This window comes from Shewanella sp. 1180_01, assembly GCF_052850535.1.
The window spans coordinates 26,400-47,803 of the sequence record NZ_VXCT01000029.1 but is presented as its reverse complement, the minus strand read 5'-3'; the positions used below and the strand labels follow the sequence as shown (position 1 = coordinate 47,803).

General features: G+C 47.1%; 15 protein-coding genes. 8 read left to right on the top strand and 7 right to left on the bottom strand.

What is annotated here, in order from left to right; genetic code table 11:
• Nucleotides 1-303 precede the first annotated feature (303 nt).
• Nucleotides 304-969 (bottom strand): VOC family protein, encoded by a 666-nt coding sequence (locus FW758_RS15140; RefSeq protein WP_413490401.1) that lies wholly within the window; start codon nucleotides 967-969, stop codon nucleotides 304-306.
• 175 nt (nucleotides 970-1,144) lie between these two features.
• Nucleotides 1,145-1,657, bottom strand: coding sequence for a L,D-transpeptidase family protein (locus tag FW758_RS15135; RefSeq protein WP_049793100.1), 513 nt, complete (start codon nucleotides 1,655-1,657; stop codon nucleotides 1,145-1,147).
• A 452-nt stretch (nucleotides 1,658-2,109) separates the two neighbouring features.
• On the opposite strand from FW758_RS15135, the gene FW758_RS15130 reads away from it, so the two are divergent.
• Nucleotides 2,110-2,964, top strand: a complete 855-nt coding sequence (locus FW758_RS15130; RefSeq protein WP_011847031.1) for an ion transporter — start codon at nucleotides 2,110-2,112, stop codon at nucleotides 2,962-2,964.
• Nucleotides 2,965-3,012: 48 nt separating this feature from the next.
• Nucleotides 3,013-4,560, top strand: coding sequence for an MATE family efflux transporter (locus FW758_RS15125; protein ID WP_446445814.1), 1,548 nt, complete (start codon nucleotides 3,013-3,015; stop codon nucleotides 4,558-4,560).
• Between the two features lie 178 nt (nucleotides 4,561-4,738).
• Here the strand turns inward: FW758_RS15125 and FW758_RS15120 are convergent, their stop codons facing one another.
• Nucleotides 4,739-4,936 carry a DUF2986 domain-containing protein gene (locus FW758_RS15120; protein ID WP_006081988.1) on the bottom strand — a complete coding sequence of 66 codons (198 nt, stop codon included), beginning with the start codon at nucleotides 4,934-4,936 and terminating at the stop codon, nucleotides 4,739-4,741.
• A gap of 349 nt (nucleotides 4,937-5,285) precedes the next feature.
• On the opposite strand from FW758_RS15120, the gene yqfB reads away from it, so the two are divergent.
• Nucleotides 5,286-5,603 (top strand): N(4)-acetylcytidine aminohydrolase, encoded by a 318-nt coding sequence (gene yqfB / locus FW758_RS15115; protein ID WP_347097414.1) that lies wholly within the window; start codon nucleotides 5,286-5,288, stop codon nucleotides 5,601-5,603.
• 142 nt (nucleotides 5,604-5,745) lie between these two features.
• Here yqfB and FW758_RS15110 read toward each other — a convergent pair whose 3' ends face one another.
• The 4 genes from FW758_RS15110 to FW758_RS15095 form a co-directional block, all read right to left on the bottom strand.
• Nucleotides 5,746-8,793: an efflux RND transporter permease subunit gene (locus tag FW758_RS15110; RefSeq protein WP_446445813.1), complete on the bottom strand. Its 3,048-nt coding sequence runs from the start codon at nucleotides 8,791-8,793 to the stop codon at nucleotides 5,746-5,748.
• The gene (locus tag FW758_RS15105; protein WP_446445812.1) at nucleotides 8,790-12,047 is read right to left on the bottom strand and encodes an efflux RND transporter permease subunit; all 3,258 of its coding nucleotides are present in this window, start codon (nucleotides 12,045-12,047) and stop codon (nucleotides 8,790-8,792) included. The genes FW758_RS15110 and FW758_RS15105 overlap by 4 nt, the downstream gene beginning before the upstream one ends.
• Before the next feature lie 12 nt (nucleotides 12,048-12,059).
• Complete coding sequence (locus tag FW758_RS15100; RefSeq protein ID WP_006081984.1) at nucleotides 12,060-13,124, bottom strand: efflux RND transporter periplasmic adaptor subunit; 1,065 nt, start codon at nucleotides 13,122-13,124, stop codon at nucleotides 12,060-12,062.
• 298 nt (nucleotides 13,125-13,422) lie between these two features.
• Complete coding sequence (locus tag FW758_RS15095) at nucleotides 13,423-14,709, bottom strand: citrate synthase (RefSeq protein ID WP_006081983.1); 1,287 nt, start codon at nucleotides 14,707-14,709, stop codon at nucleotides 13,423-13,425.
• A gap of 415 nt (nucleotides 14,710-15,124) precedes the next feature.
• Here FW758_RS15095 and sdhC point away from each other — a divergent pair, with 415 nt between their 5' ends.
• The 5 genes from sdhC to FW758_RS15070 all read left to right on the top strand — a co-directional run bounded on the left by sdhC (nucleotide 15,125) and on the right by FW758_RS15070 (nucleotide 21,393).
• Entirely contained in the window at nucleotides 15,125-15,520 is a 396-nt protein-coding gene (gene sdhC / locus FW758_RS15090; RefSeq protein WP_012089416.1) for a succinate dehydrogenase, cytochrome b556 subunit, read from the top strand.
• Nucleotides 15,514-15,861: a succinate dehydrogenase, hydrophobic membrane anchor protein gene (gene sdhD / locus FW758_RS15085; RefSeq protein WP_006081981.1), complete on the top strand. Its 348-nt coding sequence runs from the start codon at nucleotides 15,514-15,516 to the stop codon at nucleotides 15,859-15,861. Before sdhC ends, sdhD begins: the two co-directional genes overlap by 7 nt.
• The gene (gene sdhA, locus FW758_RS15080) at nucleotides 15,862-17,628 is read left to right on the top strand and encodes a succinate dehydrogenase flavoprotein subunit (RefSeq protein WP_063884037.1); all 1,767 of its coding nucleotides are present in this window, start codon (nucleotides 15,862-15,864) and stop codon (nucleotides 17,626-17,628) included. It abuts the gene before it with no gap.
• A gap of 11 nt (nucleotides 17,629-17,639) precedes the next feature.
• Complete coding sequence (locus FW758_RS15075) at nucleotides 17,640-18,347, top strand: succinate dehydrogenase iron-sulfur subunit (RefSeq protein WP_006081979.1); 708 nt, start codon at nucleotides 17,640-17,642, stop codon at nucleotides 18,345-18,347.
• A gap of 214 nt (nucleotides 18,348-18,561) precedes the next feature.
• Entirely contained in the window at nucleotides 18,562-21,393 is a 2,832-nt protein-coding gene (locus FW758_RS15070) for a 2-oxoglutarate dehydrogenase E1 component (RefSeq protein WP_006081978.1), read from the top strand.
• Nucleotides 21,394-21,404 lie beyond the last annotated feature (11 nt).

Here is a 21,404-nt window from a genome sequence, read left to right as displayed (position 1 = left end):
GATCCTCTGTTTGCACATCGAATCCATCAAGTGGACTCGATAATGTGTGCCTGATGGCATCTGCGAGTTATACGTCCTAAGTTACGCTAAATATGCTGTTTTCTAGATTTAATTTTGGTAATTTTTGATGAAACTATCAAAAAAAGGGCCTAAAGATGATCTGGATACTGAGTCTGAACACTGAACCTGATTGATATAGTCATCAACAGATTTGTTCGTTAAGACAAGTGCGGTAAGTGCCAATGGAAATCTAAGCTCAATGCTATCTTCTTGCAGATATTAAGCCTGCCTAAAACACCTTCGCTATATTTGCTCGCTGGCGATTACCGCTTTTATGCCATGGGGATGCACTTTAATGCACACATCATCGCGTTTAAAGGCGATCGTCGGATTGGCTAAACGCTCTTTATCTCCTTTGGGCGAGCTCATCTTAATTTTTATCCCAGCAAGGGATGCTAAGCCTTGTGAGTTCAAGCCTAGTGAGCTTGACGGAACAGGCTCAGCAGCCTGTTCTGATGGTAGCAAAGCGCTGAGTTTGGGACACAGGGCGAGCAAATCTTGGCTCAGGGTATCGCACTCTGTCGCTTTTGAATCAATAACTAGCTCTATGTGTTCCCAGCTTTCCTGCGGATAGACTTTGTCGCTGGGGTAGGGAAGTTCAACACAGGCAATGCTGAATTGACCGAGCGTGAGTGGGGTATCCAGTTCGATAATCAGAATCGTACGGCCATTGATGATGTTGTCTGAAATGATCTTACCTACGCAGCTAAAGGCATCGCGCAGGGCATCGGCACTGGCAATGGAATTGACGCGCAGCGCGACATGATCGCAAACCAGTGCTTTATCCGCTAAGTCTAAGGTTTCAAGCAAGGCTAAAATTTGAGCTTCGAAGGCGGGCCAGCTTCGGGTTAATTGCTCATAGCTGATGATTGTGCTCTGCGGCGTGGCAGCTTGATTGGATGATGACATATAGGCTCCAAGGCATGTGTATTGCCGTTAGTTTTTATCCCTTACACAAAATCACGGGGAAAATACAGCTAACGATATGATGTAAATGGCTAAATAAAAACGCCCATTAAGCTGGGCGTGTTTGATGTCGTGACATTATCTATTCGGCGTGTTGCCATGGCTAAGTAGGCTAAGGTTACGGCCAAATTTCAATTGGCGTTCCTTCATCGACGACTTTCCAAACTTCATCCATTTCGGCGTTGGTAATCGCGATACAGCCATCGGTCCAGTTGTATTGCTGGGCTTGTTCTGGCGACAGCGGCGACTTAGGGTTCTGACCGTGGATCATGATCATGCCACCGGGTCTAATGCCTAAAGCTTTGGCTCTGAGTTTATCTTCTTCGTTGGGATAGGAAATATGGATCGATTTATAATAGGCACTGTCGGGCTTTTTATAATCTAAGGTATAACGCCCCTGTGGTGTGCGTTGATCGCCTTCCTTTAATTTGTGTCCTGCGGGCAAGTCACCCATAGCAATGCGATATTGTTTGAGTATTTTGCCATCGCGCAATAAAGCCATACTGGATTCGGATTTTGTGATCACCACAAGATCCACTTTACCCATGCCAGAGGCATGTAATACGGGTGAAACGAGTGCCGCGATAGTCACAGTGAGGGAGGTCAATGTGGAAAGTAGGGTGGCGCGCATGAAGTCCTCGAAAATTAACACTAGTTGTTGGCTTTTTTCGGCATCATACCGCAATTTTATCCTGCTGTGAGTAGATAATTTTGAGCTGAGTGCAATTGCATGGCAGACTCGTGGGATATTTATGGTGTAATACCAATCGTATTAAATATCTGTTCATTCAGCAGGAGTTCAACGCGCTTTAGACAAGGCGAAGGCTTGAAGGCATAGTGGTGCTCTGTCGAAAGCCTTAAACGCAGTATAAAGCGCGTTGCCATGCCGTTAACATCAGCCGCCCTTCGGGAGCCTCACAGGCATCCCACTCCCGTGTTGCATTGACTTAAAAGGGAATAACCATTTCTGCGTCAATACGCCTTGGATTGAGATGCCTGTGAGGCTTTGAACTGATTAGATATTTAATGTGATTGGTATCATCCCAGTGTTACTTAGTTTGTTGCAAGGAAGTCAAAGTTTGTATGTCTGAAAATATCGAATCCGAAAGCCCATTAAAACGTCAATTACGTACCATTATTTTTGGCACTGATACCCCCGCTGGCCGCTATTTTGATATCGCCTTAATGGTGTGCATTGTGCTGAGTGTCGGTTTGGTGTTCCTCGATACGGTGGAAATGTTCCATCGTGAATATGGGCAGATTATTCGCGTCTTGGAATGGGTTTTTACTGTCATCTTTACCATTGAATATGGTCTACGTTTGTACTGTGCGACTCATCCTGTGCTATATGCCCGCAGTTTTTATGGCGTAGTCGATTTATTATCGGTATTGCCAAGTTATCTGGCGTTACTGATCCCTGGCGCTAACTTTACCTTAGTCATCCGGATACTGAGGTTATTTAGGATTTTCCGCGTACTCAAATTACTGCGTTATTTGAGCGAAGGAAATGTGCTGCTTAGGGCGATGATGCAGTCGAGCCGTAAGGTATTTTTGTTTTTCTTCTCGGTCAGTTTGATCGTTATGGTGCTCAGTGCGGTAATGTATGTGGTTGAAGGGCCTGATAATGGTTTTAGTTCAATTCCTAAATCTGTCTACTGGACGATTGTAACGATTACCACTGTCGGTTACGGCGACATCACCCCTAAAACTGGATTAGGACAGGCGATTGCGGCTTTTACTATGCTGATTGGTTACTCGATTATCGCGATCCCAACGGGGATTTTAACTGCGGAGATCTCCCAAGAAGTAGGGCGTCATCGAGATTTACGCTCGTGCAATCAATGCCATAAAACCGGTCACGATCTTGATGCCATGTACTGTAGCCGTTGCGGATGCGAGTTAGATAGCCTAGATGCCCCCGTTGAAAAAGGCGCTTAGTCATAGCGTTGGCTGACACTTATTATTTTTTGCAGGTAAAACACACGTATGACGCAAGCTAAGTTTGTTGAAGGCCCCATATTACGCCACATCTTAGTGATGAGTTCGACCGCCGCGGTGGGGATTTCTGCCTTATTTGTGGTGGATTTACTGGATATCTTTTTCCTGAGCTTATTGGGGGAGCATGAGCTTGCTGCGGCTGTGGGTTATGCGGGCAGTATCTCCTTTTTCACGACGTCCATTGGGATAGGATTATCAATTGCTTTAGGCGCTTTAGTGTCTCGCTCGATTGGCGCAAAAGATGTGGTGCTGGCAAAGCGGTTATTGCTCAATAGCGCAGTGGTGACAACGCTGATTAGCGTGCTGGTGGCCGCGGTGGTCACTACCTTCATCCCTGAGTTGGTTGCCTTAGTGGGCGCGAGTGGCCATACGGCTGAGCTCGCTGCCAGCTACTTGTATATCTTAGTGCCTTCCTTGCCCTTTATTTGTCTTGCTATGGCGCTCGGCGGGGCTTTGCGCGCCGTGGGTGATGCAAAGTTATCCATGATGTCGACCTTAGCGGGCGGCGGAGTCAATGCCGTACTCGACCCGATTTTTATCTTCATGTTCGTCATGGGGATAGAAGGCGCGGCATTGGCATCCGTCTTAGCGCGGGTGGCGGTATTTGTGATTGCTGGTCGCGGCGTTGTAGTTAAGCATAAGTTGTTAGGTCATTTCGATAAGGCGCATTTTGTCGCCGATCTTAAACCCATTTTTGCCATTGCGGGACCTGCGATGTTAACCAATGTGGCGACGCCTATCGGTAATGCCTTTGTGACCCGAGCCATTGCCGATTTCGGTGACGCTTATGTGGCTGGCTGGGCGGTATTAGGGCGCTTAATCCCAGTGACCTTTGGGATGATCTTTGCGCTCTCGGGCGCGATTGGCCCTATTGTTGGGCAAAACTTCGGTGCGGGGCAGTTTGACCGAGTGCGCGAGAGTTTAACCCGCGCCATCCAGTTTTGTACTGTGTATGTGTTGGTGATGTCTCTGTTGCTGTTTGTGCTTAAGTCGCATTTGGTCAATGTGTTTGATATGAAGGGTGACAGCGCCGATCTTATCCACTTCTTCTGCAGTTATATCGCGGTATTCTTTATCTTTTCGGGGATTTTATTTGTGGCAAATGCGTCCTTTAATAACCTCGGCAAGGCTAAATATTCCACCCTGTTTAACGTCGGTAAAGCCACCTTAGGCACAGTGCCTTTTGTGTATTTTGGTGCACTCTGGGGCGGAGTTTACGGCGTATTGATTGGGCAAATATTAGGGTCTATTTTGTTTGGCACCTTAGGTGTGTGGGTTGCTTATCGTTTAGTGGATAAAGTGGCGGCGCAGGCACAGTTTTCCGCGATGGCGAATGTCGGTGGTGTCAATGCTGTTCCCCGCAATGTTGCGCTGACTGAGGAAGAAGAAATCGCTAACTGTGTGGCGGAGAACTTGCCGAGCGCGACTAATCCGCTTTCATCCTCCTGCGTGCAGATGGCGCAATTAACCGAGGAGCAAGAGAGTGAGTCGGTATTGCCGATAACGTATTTGGAAGAAGGTAAAAAGCCGAACTGACTTTAGAGGCTATGTGGTTTGCCAAAGCCGGCTAGCAGCGCGAACTTAGGAACGCAGAAAAACAAAATGCCACAAGATTGCTTGTGGCATTTTTGTTTGAAGCGGCGTTTGCAGCTAATCTAGTCGGGTTAACAATGCACAACAATACGCCGCTAGAAAGCGTTATTCTGCGGTACGCTTATTCTTCAATGCTTGGCGCGTCTTGTTGGCCTTCGACTTGTTCAGTCGTAGCTTCTACTGCCGCCATTTTTGCGCGATCGGCCTTAGAGATGTAACCTGATTTCGCTGGCGAGCCGATAGTCACGGGATCGACTTTATTCAGTCTGGCCTTAGCGCGTTTAGCTATTTTCTTGATGATCTTTTGTTTCTTGTTCATGACGTCTCTAATTTCGTTTCGCACCCGCTATGCGCAGGAATATGAGGCCAAGGGCTCAATTGAGGGCGGATTCTAACTCAATCTGAGCTAACTGACTATGTTTTGCTGAATTGTTTTACTGAAAACTGTCGAAAAGAACCGCAACTTTTTGGCGGTCAATTTTGCAATAGCGCGTTTTCACGGAGTTTGACTCAATGGGCAGTACAGGGATGAGTGCAATCGATGTCGAGTATTTTGCGCTACCTGCTGTCAGTAGGCGTTAAAAGCCATTATATTGCCCCGCATTATTAGTTCAATAAACTGACGCTAATGTCATTTTTATTGCTCCTGTACTACCCGAGGATAAGCTGTGTTACTTAATAAAATCACTTTTTTCGAGCGTTTTGAACACGATATCTTAAGTGGCGCGAAAACCATTACCCTGCGCGATGAAGCCGAATCTCATGTGATAACGGGGCAAATTCTGCCTGTTTCCACCTTTGAAACTGACCGTTGGTTTTGTGATATCCAGATTATCGATGTCACGCCAGTAAAGTTAACTGAGCTCACCGAGATGCATGCCAAACAAGAGAATATGACTCTGCCACAGTTACGCGATGTGATTGCCGAGATTTACCCCGGTCTTGAGCAATTGTTTATGATCCGTTTTAGGATTTTGCCGCAGTAATTTGTCGCCGTAGTATGTCGCAGCAATGAGCGTTGTAAGATGTTCTGGCTCGATTCATAAATAGAAAAGGCTGCGCTGCAGCCTTTTGGTTCATTGTTTTAATGTCATGTGCTTCAAAAGCAAATTCAGTTGTTTAAGCTGGCTACACTGTCCAAGGTAGTAGCTTTTGAGCGACGCGGTCGGCTTGGCCTAAACGAATGGCGGCACGATGGCGCATTCGATACAAGGCTTGGTAGCACAAGGGCACTAAGTACAAGCTAGTCAAAGTCGAGAACGACAAGCCACCAATAATGGCGATTGCCATGGGGTAATATGGCGGGCCGCCGCCCCCGATTTGGGTATCACCCATCGCCAGTGGAACTAAGCCCAACACTGTGGTGCCCACTGTCATCAATACTGGCCGCAAACGCGTGATACACACGTCTCGAATGGTGGCGGACAATTTGTCGAGATCCGGCGTCATCTGGTTAATTTGATCCACCAGAACTATGCCGTTATTCACTACAATTCCCATTAAAATCAATATGCCTATCATGGCCATCACTGAAATAGGCGTGCCTGTGATGAACAGCGCCCAGAATACCCCTGTGATCGAAAATAGGATTGAAGTGATAATCGCCGTCGGTAATAACAGAGACTCAAACAGCGCCGCCATAACGATGTAAATCATCGCAACAGCCAATAGCATATTGGTTGCCATCACATTCTGATCTTCATCTTGACGCTCGAATCCACCGCGCAGTGAATAGTCGTAGCCATTAGGGAAATGGATATTTTCCATCACTTGCTTGATCTTAGTTTGCGCTTCTTCCGTGGTGAGGTTTTCTAAGTTTGCGCCAATCGACAAAGAGGTTTGGCGATTAAAGTGCTTGATCGTATCGAAGCGAGGTTGGATCTCAATCTTCGCTAAGTTATCTAAGGTGTACACCCTTTGGTCGATGCGCACTATTGGTAACTGCTTGAGTTTTTCGAGCGACTTTTGCCACTCTTTCTCATAGGCCATTTCGATGCGCAGTTCGCCATTGGGATCGTGGCGGAACGAGCGCAGCGGTGAACCGCGCAGTGCCATAGAGATACTCGAAGCGATTTCATTGAGTTTTAAATCTAACCGCGCCGCCATTTGCCTGTCGATGCGGATAACCACTTCCTGTTGCGCACCGTTAAGCTCAGAGCGAACGTCTTGCATTCCTTTGATATTTTGCAGCAAAGGGATCACTTGTTCGCTTAAGTTAATCAGCTCAGAGGTTGAGCGCCCTGTGAGCGTCACGCGCACACCAGAGTTGTCATTGCCCCAACCAAATTGCGGTTTGGCGATCGAATACTTAGGAAAGCCGCTACGGATTTTCTTTTTCAATTCATCCAGTGGCATAGGTAAGTCTTTCTTCAGCAATATCACCGATGAACCGTCGTCGGATGAATAGTAGCTGTAGACAGAATCAATATGAAATTCCTCTTTATTTTTATAAAGATACTCTTCCATTTGATTGACCATAGCTTCAGTCACATTGAGATTATGCCGACCTTCCACTTGGTAGTTGATGTAAATCCGCTCCTTGCTCTGGCTGTCTTCTTGATCCTGTTTGACCATCGACAGCGGCAGGGCGGTAGAGGCGAGAATGGCCACCGCAATCAAGCCTGAACGCCAAGGCCTCAGCAATACCCAGTTAAGCGTATTGTTGTAGAAGCGCTGTAACTTACCGGCATCCTTCTCGGGCGCGATATCGAAGTGGAACTTAGTTAACATCAAAGGGATCAATGTTTTAGCAACCAGTAGTGATGCCGCAAGCGAGATACAAATCGCTATGGCAACATGCTCGAGGAAAATTGTCAGTTCCACTTTCACGCCAAAAATATTGGGTAAAAATACGATGGCAGTGGTCATAGTGCCCGCCAATACGGCGAGGGACACTTTATCGACCCCAGTCATCACTGACTCTTCATTATCCTTGGGTGATTTGCCTTGTTTCTCCTGCAGCACGCTCTCGGTCACCACCACAGCGTTATCAATTAACATACCAATGGCGAGCAAGAGTCCCATCATAGACAGGATATTCAAGCTGTAACCGAGTAAATACATGGCGGCGAGCGTCATACCGATGGAAATCGGCACAGACGACACGACCACTAAGGTCATTTTCAGATTACGCAGGAACAAGTACAGCACCACAAAGGACAGCAGGGCGCCGATTAAACCCGAAAACAGTAAGTCCATCAGGGATGATTTAACCCCAGAGGCTTGATCTTCCATGATAAACAAACGAATACCTTGGAACTGTTGATCTTGCTTCGCTAGTTCGATGACTTTTAGTACGCGTTCAGACACTTCGACTAAGTTAGCACCTGATTCCTTAAACACATCTAAACCGACAGCATAATGCTGATCTAAATGGCGACCTTCGATACGCTCTGGCAAGGCAAACTGCACATCTGCAATATCGCCTAAGGTCAATCCTGGGATCAGCACCAGTGCTTTGATATCTTCAAGGTTTCTAAACTCGCCCTTCGGCGACACTTGGTAAACGATGTTACTGGCCCTGAGTGTGCCAGCGCTAATCACAAAGTTTTCTCTGCCGAGGCGAGCTTGCAAGTCGGTGGCTGAAAATCCACTGGCGGCAAGACGGTCGGCATTGATGCGCACTTCAATCTGCTTTTGTTCAACGCCGTACAGGCTGACCTTAGAGACACCTTCAACACGTTCAAGCGGACGTTTAAGCTGTTTATCGAGTAAATCGAATGCGCCTGACAGCTCGCGGTCGCTCGATATACGTATCGTGAGCACAGGCATGTCGGCGGTGGAGAATTGGCGGATAAAGACTCGCTCAACATCCTTTGGCAGTAAATGCCGAACCGCATCGATTTTTTCCCGCGCTTCTAGGCTCTTAGTCGCAACGTTTTCACCCCACTTCATGTTGATTTCGATTTCAGAGCCTTCTTGGGAAGATTCTGATTCGAGCTCATCAATCCCACCCATAGTGGCGAGGGATTCCTCCAGCACTTTAGTGATATCGCGCTCCACTTCAGCGGGGGTTGAGCCCTTGTAGGGCACTTGCACCACAATCTGCGGAATATCGATACCGGGGAACATTTCCAGTGGTAACAAACGACTCGAGGCGAGACCAAACAGCAAGATAGCAAAGAAGAACATGCTGGTGGTCACGGGACGCTTAATGGCTAAACGGGTGAGGTTCATGGGCGAGCCTCCTCAACGTCATGCGCGATATTTGTGGCTGCAACGTCATACACTTTACGGTCGAACAGGGCATAGAGCACTGGTAGCACAATTAAGGTCAGTAAAGTGGATAAACTCAGACCAAAGATCACTGTAATCGCCATAGGTGCACGCACCTCTGAACCATCGCCTAACCCCAGCGCCATCGGCAATAAGCCTAAGGTGGTGGTGAGCGTTGTCATCATAATGGGGCGTAGGCGCGATTTAGCGGCGGCGCGAATAGCATCGAGTTTTTCAACGCCTTCACTGCGCAGTTGGTTGATGCGATCCACAAGCACAATCGCGTTGTTCACCACGATACCCGCCAACATGATAAGGCCGATAAACACCACCACACTCAAATGGGTTTGGGTGATATATAGGCCCAGCACGCTGCCCGCCAATGCCATGGGTACGGCAAAGAGGATAAGCAAGGGATGCAGCAGTGACTCAAACTGACTCGCCATCACTAAATACACTAAGAAAATCGCTAAGATAAGGGCAATTTTGAGTGACTGGAATGAGTGCTCCATTTCCTCATTTTGACCACCAAATCGGGCTTGAACCGAAGCGGGTAGTACCTGTTGCGACAGTATTTGCTGCGCCTGTGCCACCGCATCGCTTAAGTCACTGTAGGCGAGGTTAGCCGACACCAGTGCCACACGTTGCTGGCTGATACGGTTAATCGCCGAGGGGCCTAATTCTAATGACACTTCGGCAACCGCACTTAAAGCAATAGGTTGGTTGCTGTTCGGGTTGATAATTAAGGCATCGATATCGCTGATTTGATCGCGCTCGGCGAGTTCACTGCGCACCAGAATATCAATCTTACGATCACGTACCGTGTATTGGCTGGCAATGGTACCGCCAACGCGCTGAGCAATGCGGTTCGCAACTGTTGGCGCATCCATTCCGAGCGCTGCTAACCTTGCATGATCGAAACGGATACTCAGCTCAGGTTGACCATCGCGCAGACTGGTATTCACGTCAGCAAAACGATCCGATGCGGATAATGCTTTGACTAGGCTATCGGCACTGCGCTTCAGCAAGTTCAAATCGTAGCCAGTGAGCTCAATCTCCAGTGGCGTTTTGAAGCTGAATAACTCAGGTTGCTCGATTTTTGCTTCAAGTTCAGGAATGCGGCGCGCGGTATCACGCAGCACTTGAGTGATCGCGTTATAGGCACTGTGATCTGTCAGCACCACTTGTAAGCGGCCCCAGTTTTCACCACCTCGAGCAGTATCCGAGGTCATCAAACCACCGCTACCGGCTTGGCTATAGGCATGTTTGACTTCGGGTCTGTCCTTGATGGACAACGCGAGTTGTTGCAATACCTTGTTGGTTTCGCTCACAGCCGTACCTGGTGGCAGTAGGATCTCCACATAAAACTCGCCCTGATTCATCGGCGGAATAAGCTCCATACCAAGGCGAGGTAACAGGCTAATACATGCGCCCGTTATCGCAATGGTGAGCAGCAGTGTGGTCATTTGTTGACGCAGCGCCGAGGCCAGCAGCTTGTGATAAACCTTCTCGATACTGTGGTAGACAAAGTTAAACCCTGAACTCAAAGGACGCATGATAAGACCGATTAGCCAGGAGAAGAAGCGGCCTAAAATCAGCACTAAGGTCAGTAATGCACTCGGTAAGTAACTAAACATTAATAGAATCGGGAAGGAGAACACAGTCGCGCTGTAGTGCTTAAGTTTACCCATTTTAGTGGTGGGTTTATCCTTTGGCGTGGTTTTTATCAGCGCGGGTAAGGTTTTAAAGCCTTCGCGTGATGCCAGCATAGGGATAGAGGTTAAGGCGACTAACAGCGAGGCTAATAAAGCAAAGGTGACCGTCAGCGCTTGGTCGGAGAACAGGGCACCGGCAATCCCATCGACAAACACTAATGGCACAAACACCGCAAGGGTCGTCAGTGTGGAGGCGAAAATCGCGCCAGCTACTTCTTTCGTGCCTGTGACTGCGGCGTCTAACTTACTCATGCCTTCGCTGCGACAGCGGTCTATGTTCTCTAATACCACAATAGCGTTATCGACTAATAGGCCAATGGCCAGCGCGATACCGCCTAATGACATGATGTTTAAGCTGATATCGGCAAAATACATCATGTTAAAGGTGGCGATGACTGAAAAGGGAATCGAGATGGAAATAATCAGTGTCGGGATGATGTTACGTAGGAACAGGTAAATCACCAGCATAGATAATAAACTGCCCATCAGCGCCGAAGAGGTGACTTCACTGACCGCACTTTCGATAAACTCGGATTGATCGTAAATCACTTCGAGTTTGTTTTGCTTAGGATCTTGATTAATTTTGACGAGTTCATCGCGCAGTTTTTTGGCGACGGCGACAGTGTTAGCATCACCTTCTTTATAAATCGCCAGTTCAATCGATTCTTGGCTACCGATGCGGGTGATATCACTGCGCTCTTTATAGGCATCCGTAATCGTAGCGACTTCGAATAAACGTACTAAGGTTTGCTCGTCGCGATAGACGATCACTTGGCCAAGTTCTTCCAATGAATTGAATTGGTTAAGTGTCCGCACTAAGTATTCGCGATCACCTTGGATCACTTTACCGGCAGAGAGGTTGATGTTTTCCTCATTAATACGACGTTTAATGTCGTCGGCATTGAGATTAAGTTGCGATAGTTTTTCTTGATTGAGCTGAATGTGTACTTCTTGCTCTAGGCCGCCGGATAAACGCACGGCGGCGACCCCAGAAAGCGCTTCTAAGCGACGCTTAAGCTCTTCTTCTGCGTAGGTGCGCATTTGCTTAAGATCGGCTTCTGAAGCATTGGGCACAGACAACGCGAGACGCATAATCGGGTCAAGGTTGGGGTTAAAACGCAGTAATAATGGCTTTTTAACGTCCAAAGGCAGGGCGATAGTGTCGAGTTTTTCGCGCACATCTAAACTCGCCATGTCCATTGTGGTGCCCCATTCAAACTCGAGAACTACATCTGACATACCTGAGCGCGAAATAGAGCTGATTTTACGTAAGCCTTTGACCACGCCAACGGCTTCTTCAATGGGTTTTGAGACGAGCTGTTCAACTTCTACAGGCGCCGCACCGTCATACATAGTGCGAATGGTTAATGTGGGATAGCTTAAGTCTGGCAGTAACTTCACCGCTAAGCGGGAAAAACCCACCATGCCGAATAAAATCACCGCCAGCATGAACATCCATACCGTGACTGGCCGTTTAACGGAAGTGCTGATAATTGACATGAAAGGCTCCTATCAGTTCTTAGCGGAAGCAAGATCGAGTGGGGTGATCACTTCGACTAAGGATTGGTCTTTCAAGTTTTGCTGGCCACGGGTCACGACTTGTTCACCTGGGTTAATGCCTGCAATCACTTCTACAGAGTCACCTTCACGGTAGCCAATTTCAACTTCACGGCGGTTAGCATTAGTGCCATCGATAACATACAGAGCTTGCCTGTTATCTTGGTTTATCAGGGCGCTATAGGGAACGGTAATCACGTTTTCATGGGTGTCATACTTAAGCTCAACACGGGTAAACATCCCTGCTTTTAGGCGCGCCTCTTGATTCGGTACGGCTAATGTCACTTTAAACGTGCCGCTTTGTGGGTCAACAATCGGGCTTATCCGTAGCACTTTGGCATGGATAGCATTTTTACTTTGTTGATTACTGAACACTTGTGCTTCTTGGCCGAGTCTTAAGCTGGCAAGTTGTTGCTCTGGCAGATGGACTATACCGTGGAGTTCATCTTGATTGACTATGTAGAACAAGTCGCCAAATTCCTTCGCCATGTTGCCTGCTTTCACATAACGTTTAGCGACGACACCGCTGATAGGGGACAGTACGCGGCTTTCTCTAACTTGTAGCTCGGCAAGATCTTTCTTAGCGATGGCGGCTTGCAAGTTATATTCAAGTTTGGCCATCGAATCTGCGCTGATAAATTCTTTGTTGCCCATTTTCTTCAGACGATTCAATTCCTGCTCAATGATTTTAACTTCGGCTTCTGAGCGGTCTAAATCGTATTGCTGTCTTTTGGCATCGATAACGGCGAGCACTTGACCCTTCTGCACGCGGTCACCTTCTTCAACGGCTAGTGATTCAATGAGTCCAGAAATGCGGCTGACGACATTGGCTTCTTGAGGCGCTTCTAAGGTGGCTGTCGTGCTGTAGAAAGATGAAACGTTTCCTTGCATCACTGTGGTGGTTTCGACGGGAATGGCATATTTTTCTTCTTTTTTTGCCACTTCTTCCTTACCACAGGCTGCTAGCATTGAAATCATTAGCAGGGGTAGGGCGAATTTAGCAATGTTTGACTTTTCCATAAGTGTGTTACCTGTTGTCTTTATTGTGATGCCATTTGATAGCAGAAACCGTGCCAACATTAAATATAGCTTAATTTCATATAGTTAAGCTGTATTTGAGTTAGGGCTAATGTGTGGATTTCACTAAATGTAGCTAAAAAGTTTAAAAAGTGATGAGAATAACTAAAGGCGGTTAACAGCGGTTATGCAAGTAGGCAATTGCAACAATGTATTTTGTCTAACAAGGGGAGCGTAAAAGGGGATTTTTTGATATGAAAAAAGCGCCCTCAGGCGCTTTTTAATGCGTAAGTCGTGGGACTTAGCGTTTGTCTTGTGCGACGAAATCACGCGCAGTTTCGCCAGTATATAACTGACGTGGACGGCTGATTTTGTGGCCTGGTTGATCTAACATTTCTTTCCAGTGTGCAATCCAGCCTACAGTACGTGCCAGTGCGAACAGCACAGTGAACATACTGGTTGGAATACCAATGGCTTTCATGATGATGCCAGAGTAGAAGTCGACGTTTGGATACAGCTTCTTAGAAATGAAGTATTCGTCTTCAAGCGCAATGCGCTCAAGCTCCATTGCCACATCCAATAGTGGATCTTTAACTTTCAGTTCTTTCAGCACTTCGTGACAGGTTTCACGCATAACTTTGGCACGTGGGTCAAAGTTTTTGTAAACACGGTGTCCAAAGCCCATCAGACGGAATGGATCGTTCTTGTCTTTAGCACGTTCAATGAATTCAGGAATGCGGTCAACTGAACCGATTTCTTCTAACATTTGCAAACAGGCTTCGTTAGCGCCGCCGTGTGCTGGGCCCCAAAGAGACGCGATACCCGCTGCGATACACGCAAATGGGTTAGCACCTGAAGAACCCGCTAAACGTACGGTTGAAGTCGATGCGTTTTGTTCATGATCAGCATGTAAAATGAAGATCCTGTCCATTGCACGTTCAACGATAGGATTAACTATGTATTCTTCACATGGCACAGCAAACATCATGCTTAAGAAGTTGCCCGCATAGCTTAAGTCATTACGTGGATACACGAATGGCTGGCCTGAAGAATACTTGTAGCACATGGCTGCTATCGTAGGCATTTTTGAGACTAAGCGATAAGCGGCGATTTCGCGGTGACGTGGATCGTTAACATCCAGAGAGTCTTGGTAAAATGCAGATAATGCACCCGTCACACCACATAACATGGCCATAGGATGAGCATCACGACGGAAACCTCTAAAGAAGAAGGCTAGCTGCTCGTGAACCATAGTGTGGGTTTTAACTGTATGTACAAACTCAGTATATTGCGCTTTCGTCGGCAGTTCACCGTAAAGCAGCAGATAACACAGGTCTAGGTAATCGGAGTCAACGGCGAGTTGATCGATCGGATAGCCACGGTGTAACAATATACCCAGATCACCATCAATATAGGTAATTGCAGATTCACAGGAGGCAGTCGCAAGAAAACCTGGATCAAAAGTGAAGTAACCTTTGCTCCCAAGTTTACTGATGTCGATTACGTCAAAACCAGCGGTTCCCTGCTTTACTGGCAATTCTATCGAGTCGTTCCCTGGTAATTCTAATTTGGCTTTTAAATCAGCCATACCCCGTTCTCCTTACTTAGTTCTTATCTGTGAGTGCGGCATGTCAAACCGCCATTACTTTACAGCCATTCTAGATCACATTTCAATTTAAATAAGCGTTTAAATTTGTTAGACCATGGTATAAATGCCTTTACTTTCCCATGCGGAACTGGCACTTACAGTAAAAATTCGTCAAAAAAACATAATTTGCATTCTGTGATGTTTGTATTTGACATTTGCCGCGAGTATACTTGCCTCGCCCAATAAGGGCCGCAAACAACGATTATAAAGCACCCTTTGTTTACATGTTAAATGAGTGCGTGCTCAGATAGTTAACTGTTTGTTTAAACTTTGCTTTTGTGTTTACTTTTGCCGTGATTCACATCCCAGTTTAAAGTTCGTACAAAAGCGGTTCACATAACAAAAAAAATGCTCAATGGAGCTGAGTGAGCAGAACGTGAAAAAGCAAAGACCTGTCCATTTAGATCTGCAGACCATTCGCTTTCCTGCAACAGCGATTGTGTCAATTCTTCACCGTGTTTCCGGTGTCATCATGCTGTTCGCAGTTGGCATTCTCATTTGGTTGCTAAATTCATCTTTAGCATCAGCTGAAAGTTTCGCTGGCGTACAATCTCTATTTGATAACTTCGTTATGAAGTTCATCCTGTGGGGCATTATGACTGCACTGGCGTATCACTTGTTTGGTGGCCTGCGCCACTTAGTAATGGATACCGGTCGTTGGGAAGAATTGTCATCGGGTGCCGCATCAGCGAAAGCTGTATTTGCCTTAACGGTAGCCTTTTCAATCATAGCGGGGATTTGGGTATGGTAACCAATGCAGCAAGTTTTGGACGCAGTGGTGTTCATGACTATATTCTACTACGCGCTAGTGCAGTGATCCTCGCCTGTTACACCATTTTCTTGGTTGGCTTTATTGCATGTAGTTCCCCTCTCACCTACGACGTCTGGCATAGCCTTTTTAGCGCTCTGCCGATGAAAGTGTTTACACTTCTGGCGCTGGTAGCATTATTAGTACACGCTTGGATTGGTGTATGGCAAGTGCTGACAGATTACGTCAAGTGCACGTCGTTACGTGGTGTTTTACAGTTCACCTTTGTCGTTACCGTATTTTGTTATTTAGCGGCCGGCATTGTTATTGTGTGGGGTGTCTAAGTGAGTATTCCAGTACGCGAATTTGATGCTGTAGTGATCGGTGCCGGTGGCGCTGGTATGCGTGCAGCGCTGCAGATTTCCAAAGAAGGTAAAAGCTGTGCGCTTTTATCAAAAGTATTCCCAACTCGTTCTCATACCGTATCTGCGCAGGGTGGTATCACCGTTGCGTTAGGTAACGCCCATGAAGATCATTGGGAACAGCATATGTACGATACCGTGAAGGGTTCCGATTTTATCGGTGACCAAGAAGCGATTGAATTCATGTGTAAAACCGGTCCTGAAGCCGTTATTGAACTTGAGCAAATGGGTTTGCCTTTCTCTCGTTTCGAAAATGGTACGATTTACCAACGTCCATTTGGTGGTCAATCTAAGAACTTTGGTGGCGAGCAGGCTGCGCGTACTGCGGCAGCTGCCGACCGTACTGGTCATGCTTTGCTGCACTGTTTATACCAACAAAACGTTAAGCATAAGACGCAAGTCTTCTCAGAATGGTATGCATTAGATCTCGTTAAAAACGATGATGGCGCCGTTGTGGGTTGTACTGCGATTGAAATTGAAACAGGCGATATCGTTTATTTCAAAGCCAAAGCAACGATTCTAGCGACAGGTGGAGCAGGGCGTATTTACGCTTCGACCACTAACGCACATATCAACACCGGTGACGGCGTCGGTATGGCAATGCGTGCTGGCGTGCAAATGCAAGACATGGAAATGTGGCAATTCCACCCTACTGGCATCGCCGGCGCGGGTGTACTTGTGACTGAAGGTTGTCGTGGTGAAGGCGGTTATCTGCTGAACAAAGACGGCGAGCGCTTCATGGAGCGTTATGCCCCTAACGCGAAAGATTTGGCATCACGTGACGTGGTAGCACGTTCAATGATGACTGAAATCCGCGAAGGTCGTGGTTTAGACGGTCCACTAGGTCCACACTGTTTACTCAAGCTTGATCACTTAGGTAAAGAAACATTAGAAGCACGTTTACCAGGCGTGTGTGAATTGTCTCGTACCTTTGCCCATATCGATCCGGCCGATGGTCCAATCCCAGTATTACCAACCTGTCACTACATGATGGGCGGTCTGCCAACTAAGGTCAGTGGTCAAGTTATTCGTAAGAATGAAGACGGCACTGAACAAGATGTTATCGGTCTGTTCGCTGTGGGTGAGATTGCCTGTGTATCTGTTCACGGTGCAAACCGCTTAGGTGGTAACTCATTGCTCGACTTAGTGGTCTTTGGCCGCGCAGCGGGTCAGCATTTAGGTAAAGCTTTGGATGAGACTGACGATCCAAAAGACGCAAGCGATGCGGATATTCAAGCATCTCTGGCGCGTCTGAATCGTTGGGAAAGCAACAAAGATGGCGAAGATCCAGCGCAAATCCGTAAGGATCTGCAACTGTGTATGCAATTAAACTTCTCTGTATTCCGTCGTGGCGATGCTATGGCTGAAGGTTTAGAGCAGTTGAAAGTGATCCGCGAACGTCTTGCAAATGCTAAATTGTCTGATAACTCTCGTGAATTCAACACTCAACGTATTGAATGCTTAGAGTTAGATAACTTAATGGCAACGGCGATTGCAACGGCTTATGCGGCTAACTTCCGTACTGAAAGCCGCGGTGCTCACTCACGTGAAGATTATTTAGAGCGTGATGATGAGAACTGGTTATGCCACAGCTTATTTGACCCTGTGACTGAAACGATGGATCGTCGTGCAGTGAACATGGCACCTAAGTTACGTGAAGCATTCCCGCCGAAGAAACGTACCTACTAGGAGTTGCAAAGATGAAATTGACATTTGCAGTTTATCGCTACAATCCTGACGTAGATACTAAACCGTATATGCAGGATTACACCTTAGAAGTGGCTGAAGGCTCTGACATGATGGTGCTCGATGCACTGATCAAGTTAAAAGAGCAAGATCCGACTCTGTCATTCCGTCGCTCATGCCGTGAAGGTGTGTGTGGTTCTGACGGCGTGAACATGAATGGTAAGAATGGTCTGGCGTGTATTACCCCAATTTCAACCTTTAAAGGCAAGAAATTAGAAATACGCCCATTACCAGGTATGCCAGTTGTTCGTGACTTAGTCGTTGATTTAACTCAGTTCTATAAGCAATATGAGAAGATCAAGCCTTACCTCATCAATGATGAGAAAGCACCAGCCCGTGAACACTTACAATCACCTGAAGAGCGTGCTCATTTAGATGGTCTGTACGAATGTATCATGTGTGCTTGTTGTTCTACGGCTTGCCCATCATTCTGGTGGAATCCTGATAAGTTTATCGGTCCAAGCGGTCTGCTTCACGCATATCGTTTCTTGATCGACAGTCGCGATACAGCAACAGAAGAACGTTTATCTGAGCTGGACGACGCCTATAGTGTGTTCCGTTGCCACGGCATCATGAACTGCGTTGACGTTTGTCCAAAAGGTCTTAATCCGACTAAAGCAATTGGTCATATTAAGTCCATGCTGTTGAAGCGAGCAGTGTAATGCGAGAACCCGAGCTGAAACCAATAATAATATAGCTCTTGAAGAGTCACTTTCTGGTAGCAGAAGGTGACTCTTTTGCGTATGTAATGGAAGACAACGCGCCGTATATCTGGACATCTAGGGGCGGCAGAAATTATGCGTCGAAGGTAATCTCTACAGACTGCATATTTAATACTATGGCTAAGCACGTGTATAAAGTTTGAAAGGAATAGAAATGCACCAAGGCATCATGAAAGCCTGGCTCGAATCATCTCACTTAAGTGGTGCAAATTCGACCTACGTAGAAGAGATGTATGAAGCCTATCAAGAAGACCCACAGTCAGTCGCTGATGATTGGCGTGCGGTATTTGATAATCTCCCTCCTGTGAACGGTGCCTCTGTTGATGCGCCTGAAGCTGCTCACTCAAAAGTACGTGATTATTTTCGCAGTTTAGCGTTAGAAGGACGCCATAAGAGCTCTGCTCGTGTGACGGATCCTGAAATGGATGCTAAGCAAGTTAAAGTCCTGCAGTTAATTAACGCCCATCGTTTCCGTGGTCACCAAGGTGCTAACCTTGACCCGCTTGAACTGTGGAAACGCGAACCCGTTGCTGATTTAGATCCTGCCTTCCACGGCCTGACTAAAGAAGACATGGATCGTGAGTTTAATACAGGTTCTTTTGCTCATGGTGGCGAAACCATGAAGCTCGCGGATTTGGTAAAAGCGCTGAAAGCCACCTACTGTGGTTCTATCGGTGCTGAATATATGCACATTACCGATACCGATGAGAAACGCTGGATCCAACAACGTCTCGAACCTTCCTTAGGTAAAGCTAACTACGATAAAAGTGTTAAGACACGCATTCTTGAAGGCTTAAACGCCGCAGAAGGCATTGAAAAATACTTAGGTGCTAAATTCCCTGGTGCGAAACGTTTCTCGTTAGAAGGCGGTGATGCGTTAGTGCCTATGATGCGCGAAATTATTTATCGTGCAGGTGAAGCGGGTACTAAAGAAATCGTTGTCGGTATGGCTCACCGTGGTCGTCTGAACGTGTTAGTGAACGTATTAGGTAAGCGTCCTGCTGAACTGTTTGACGAGTTCGCGGGTAAGCATGCTGATACCCACGGTTCGGGTGACGTTAAGTACCACCAAGGTTTCTCCTCTGATTTCGAAACGCCGGGCGGCAACGTGCATTTAGCACTGGCCTTTAACCCATCGCACCTTGAAATCGTTAACCCTGTGGTCATTGGTTCTGTACGTGCCCGTCAAGACCGTCGCGGTTGTAAGGATGGCTTACAAGTCATGCCTATTACTATTCACGGTGACTCTGCAATTGCAGGTCAAGGGATAGTACAAGAGACATTCAACATGTCTCAAACTCGCGGTTTTACCGTCGGCGGCAGCATTCGCATCGTAGTGAACAACCAAGTGGGTTTCACGACGTCTAACCATGCGGACACTCGTTCGACTGAATACTGTACTGACATCGCTAAGATGGTTCAGGCACCGATTTTCCACGTTAACTCTGATGATCCAGAAGCCGTTGCTTTTGTGTCGCAGTTAGCCGTTGATTATCGTAACGAGTTCAAACGTGATGTGGTGGTTGAATTAGTCTGTTATCGCCGTCATGGCCATAACGAAGCCGATGAGCCAAGTGCAACTCAGCCGCTGATGTATGCCAAGATCAAGAAACACCCAACGCCACGTAAGATTTATGCAGACAAGCTAATCGCTGAAAACGTGATGGCTGCTGATGATGTGACTGGTCTTATCAATAATTACCGTGATGCATTAGATCAAGGTGATTGTGTGGTGAAAGAATGGCGCCCAATGACGCTGCATTCTGTTGACTGGACACCGTATATCGGTCGTGAGTGGGACGAAGCGTATCAAGCCTCTATGTCGGCTGAGCGTTTACAAAGTCTTGCTGACAAAATGAGTTATGTGCCTGAAAGCCATCCATTGCAATCACGCGTTGCTAAGATTTATAGCGACCGTTTAGCAATGGCGAAAGGCGAGAAGCCACTCGATTGGGGCTTTGCAGAAACATTGGCTTATGCCTCGATTCTGGAAGACAACAAGCGCGTACGTATTACGGGTCAAGATTCTGGCCGTGGCACTTTCTTCCATCGTCATGCGGTATTGCACAATCAAAACGATGGCACGACTTATATGCCACTGCGCAACATCGCCGATGAGCAAGGCCCAGTTGATATTACTGACTCAGTATTATCTGAAGCCTCAGTGCTGGCATTTGAGTATGGTTATGCGACAGCAGAACCCGGCGGCCTGACCATTTGGGAAGCGCAGTTTGGTGACTTTGCTAACTGTGCCCAAGTGGTTATCGACCAGTTCTTGTCATCGGGTGAGCAGAAGTGGGGCCGTTTATGTGGTCTGACTATGCTGTTACCCCATGGCTATGAAGGTCAAGGCCCTGAGCATTCAAGCGCCCGTTTAGAGCGTTTCTTGCAAATGTGTGCTAACCACAACATGCAAGTGTGTGTGCCTTCTACGCCGGCACAGGTTTACCATATGTTGCGCCGTCAAGTGGTGCGTCCTATGCGTCGACCACTCATCGTTATGTCGCCTAAATCATTGTTACGTCATCCATTAGCGGTTTCAAGCTTGGACGATTTAGCCAGTGGTAGTTTCCAAAACGTGATCGGTGAAATCGATACGTTGGAAGCGAGCAAGGTTGACCGCGTTGTCTTCTGTAGTGGCAAAGTGTACTTCGAGCTACTGGAAAAACGTCGTAGAGAAAACATCACTAACGTAGCGTTAATCCGTGTCGAACAGTTATATCCGTTCCCACATGATGAAATGATCGTTGCTTTGGCTGATTACCAACATGTTAAAGATTTTGTTTGGTGTCAGGAAGAGCCACAGAACCAAGGTGCTTGGTACTCTAGTCAACACCATTTCTGGGCCGCGGTTCCTGCAGGTGCACAGTTAACTTATGCCGGTCGTGAAGCGTCAGCTGCGCCAGCATGTGGTTACCCTGAGTTGCACGCACATCAGCAAGAATCTTTAGTGAACAGTGCCCTGAAACTTACAATCACACTGTAGTAATAGACATT

Excerpts from the sequence above, each read along its gene's own strand:
- FW758_RS15140 (WP_413490401.1), bottom strand. The coding sequence starts at position 969 with ATGTCATCATCCAATCAAGCTGCCACGCCGCAGAGCACAATCATCAGC.
- FW758_RS15135 (WP_049793100.1), bottom strand. The coding sequence starts at position 1,657 with ATGCGCGCCACCCTACTTTCCACATTGACCTCCCTCACTGTGACTATC.
- FW758_RS15130 (WP_011847031.1), top strand. The coding sequence starts at position 2,110 with ATGTCTGAAAATATCGAATCCGAAAGCCCATTAAAACGTCAATTACGT.
- FW758_RS15125 (WP_446445814.1), top strand. The coding sequence starts at position 3,013 with ATGACGCAAGCTAAGTTTGTTGAAGGCCCCATATTACGCCACATCTTA.
- FW758_RS15120 (WP_006081988.1), bottom strand. The coding sequence starts at position 4,936 with ATGAACAAGAAACAAAAGATCATCAAGAAAATAGCTAAACGCGCTAAG.
- FW758_RS15110 (WP_446445813.1), bottom strand. The coding sequence starts at position 8,793 with ATGAACCTCACCCGTTTAGCCATTAAGCGTCCCGTGACCACCAGCATG.
- FW758_RS15105 (WP_446445812.1), bottom strand. The coding sequence starts at position 12,047 with ATGTCAATTATCAGCACTTCCGTTAAACGGCCAGTCACGGTATGGATG.
- FW758_RS15100 (WP_006081984.1), bottom strand. The coding sequence starts at position 13,124 with ATGGAAAAGTCAAACATTGCTAAATTCGCCCTACCCCTGCTAATGATT.
- FW758_RS15095 (WP_006081983.1), bottom strand. The coding sequence starts at position 14,709 with ATGGCTGATTTAAAAGCCAAATTAGAATTACCAGGGAACGACTCGATA.
- sdhC (WP_012089416.1), top strand. The coding sequence starts at position 15,125 with ATGGAGCTGAGTGAGCAGAACGTGAAAAAGCAAAGACCTGTCCATTTA.
- sdhD (WP_006081981.1), top strand. The coding sequence starts at position 15,514 with ATGGTAACCAATGCAGCAAGTTTTGGACGCAGTGGTGTTCATGACTAT.
- FW758_RS15075 (WP_006081979.1), top strand. The coding sequence starts at position 17,640 with ATGAAATTGACATTTGCAGTTTATCGCTACAATCCTGACGTAGATACT.
- FW758_RS15070 (WP_006081978.1), top strand. The coding sequence starts at position 18,562 with ATGCACCAAGGCATCATGAAAGCCTGGCTCGAATCATCTCACTTAAGT.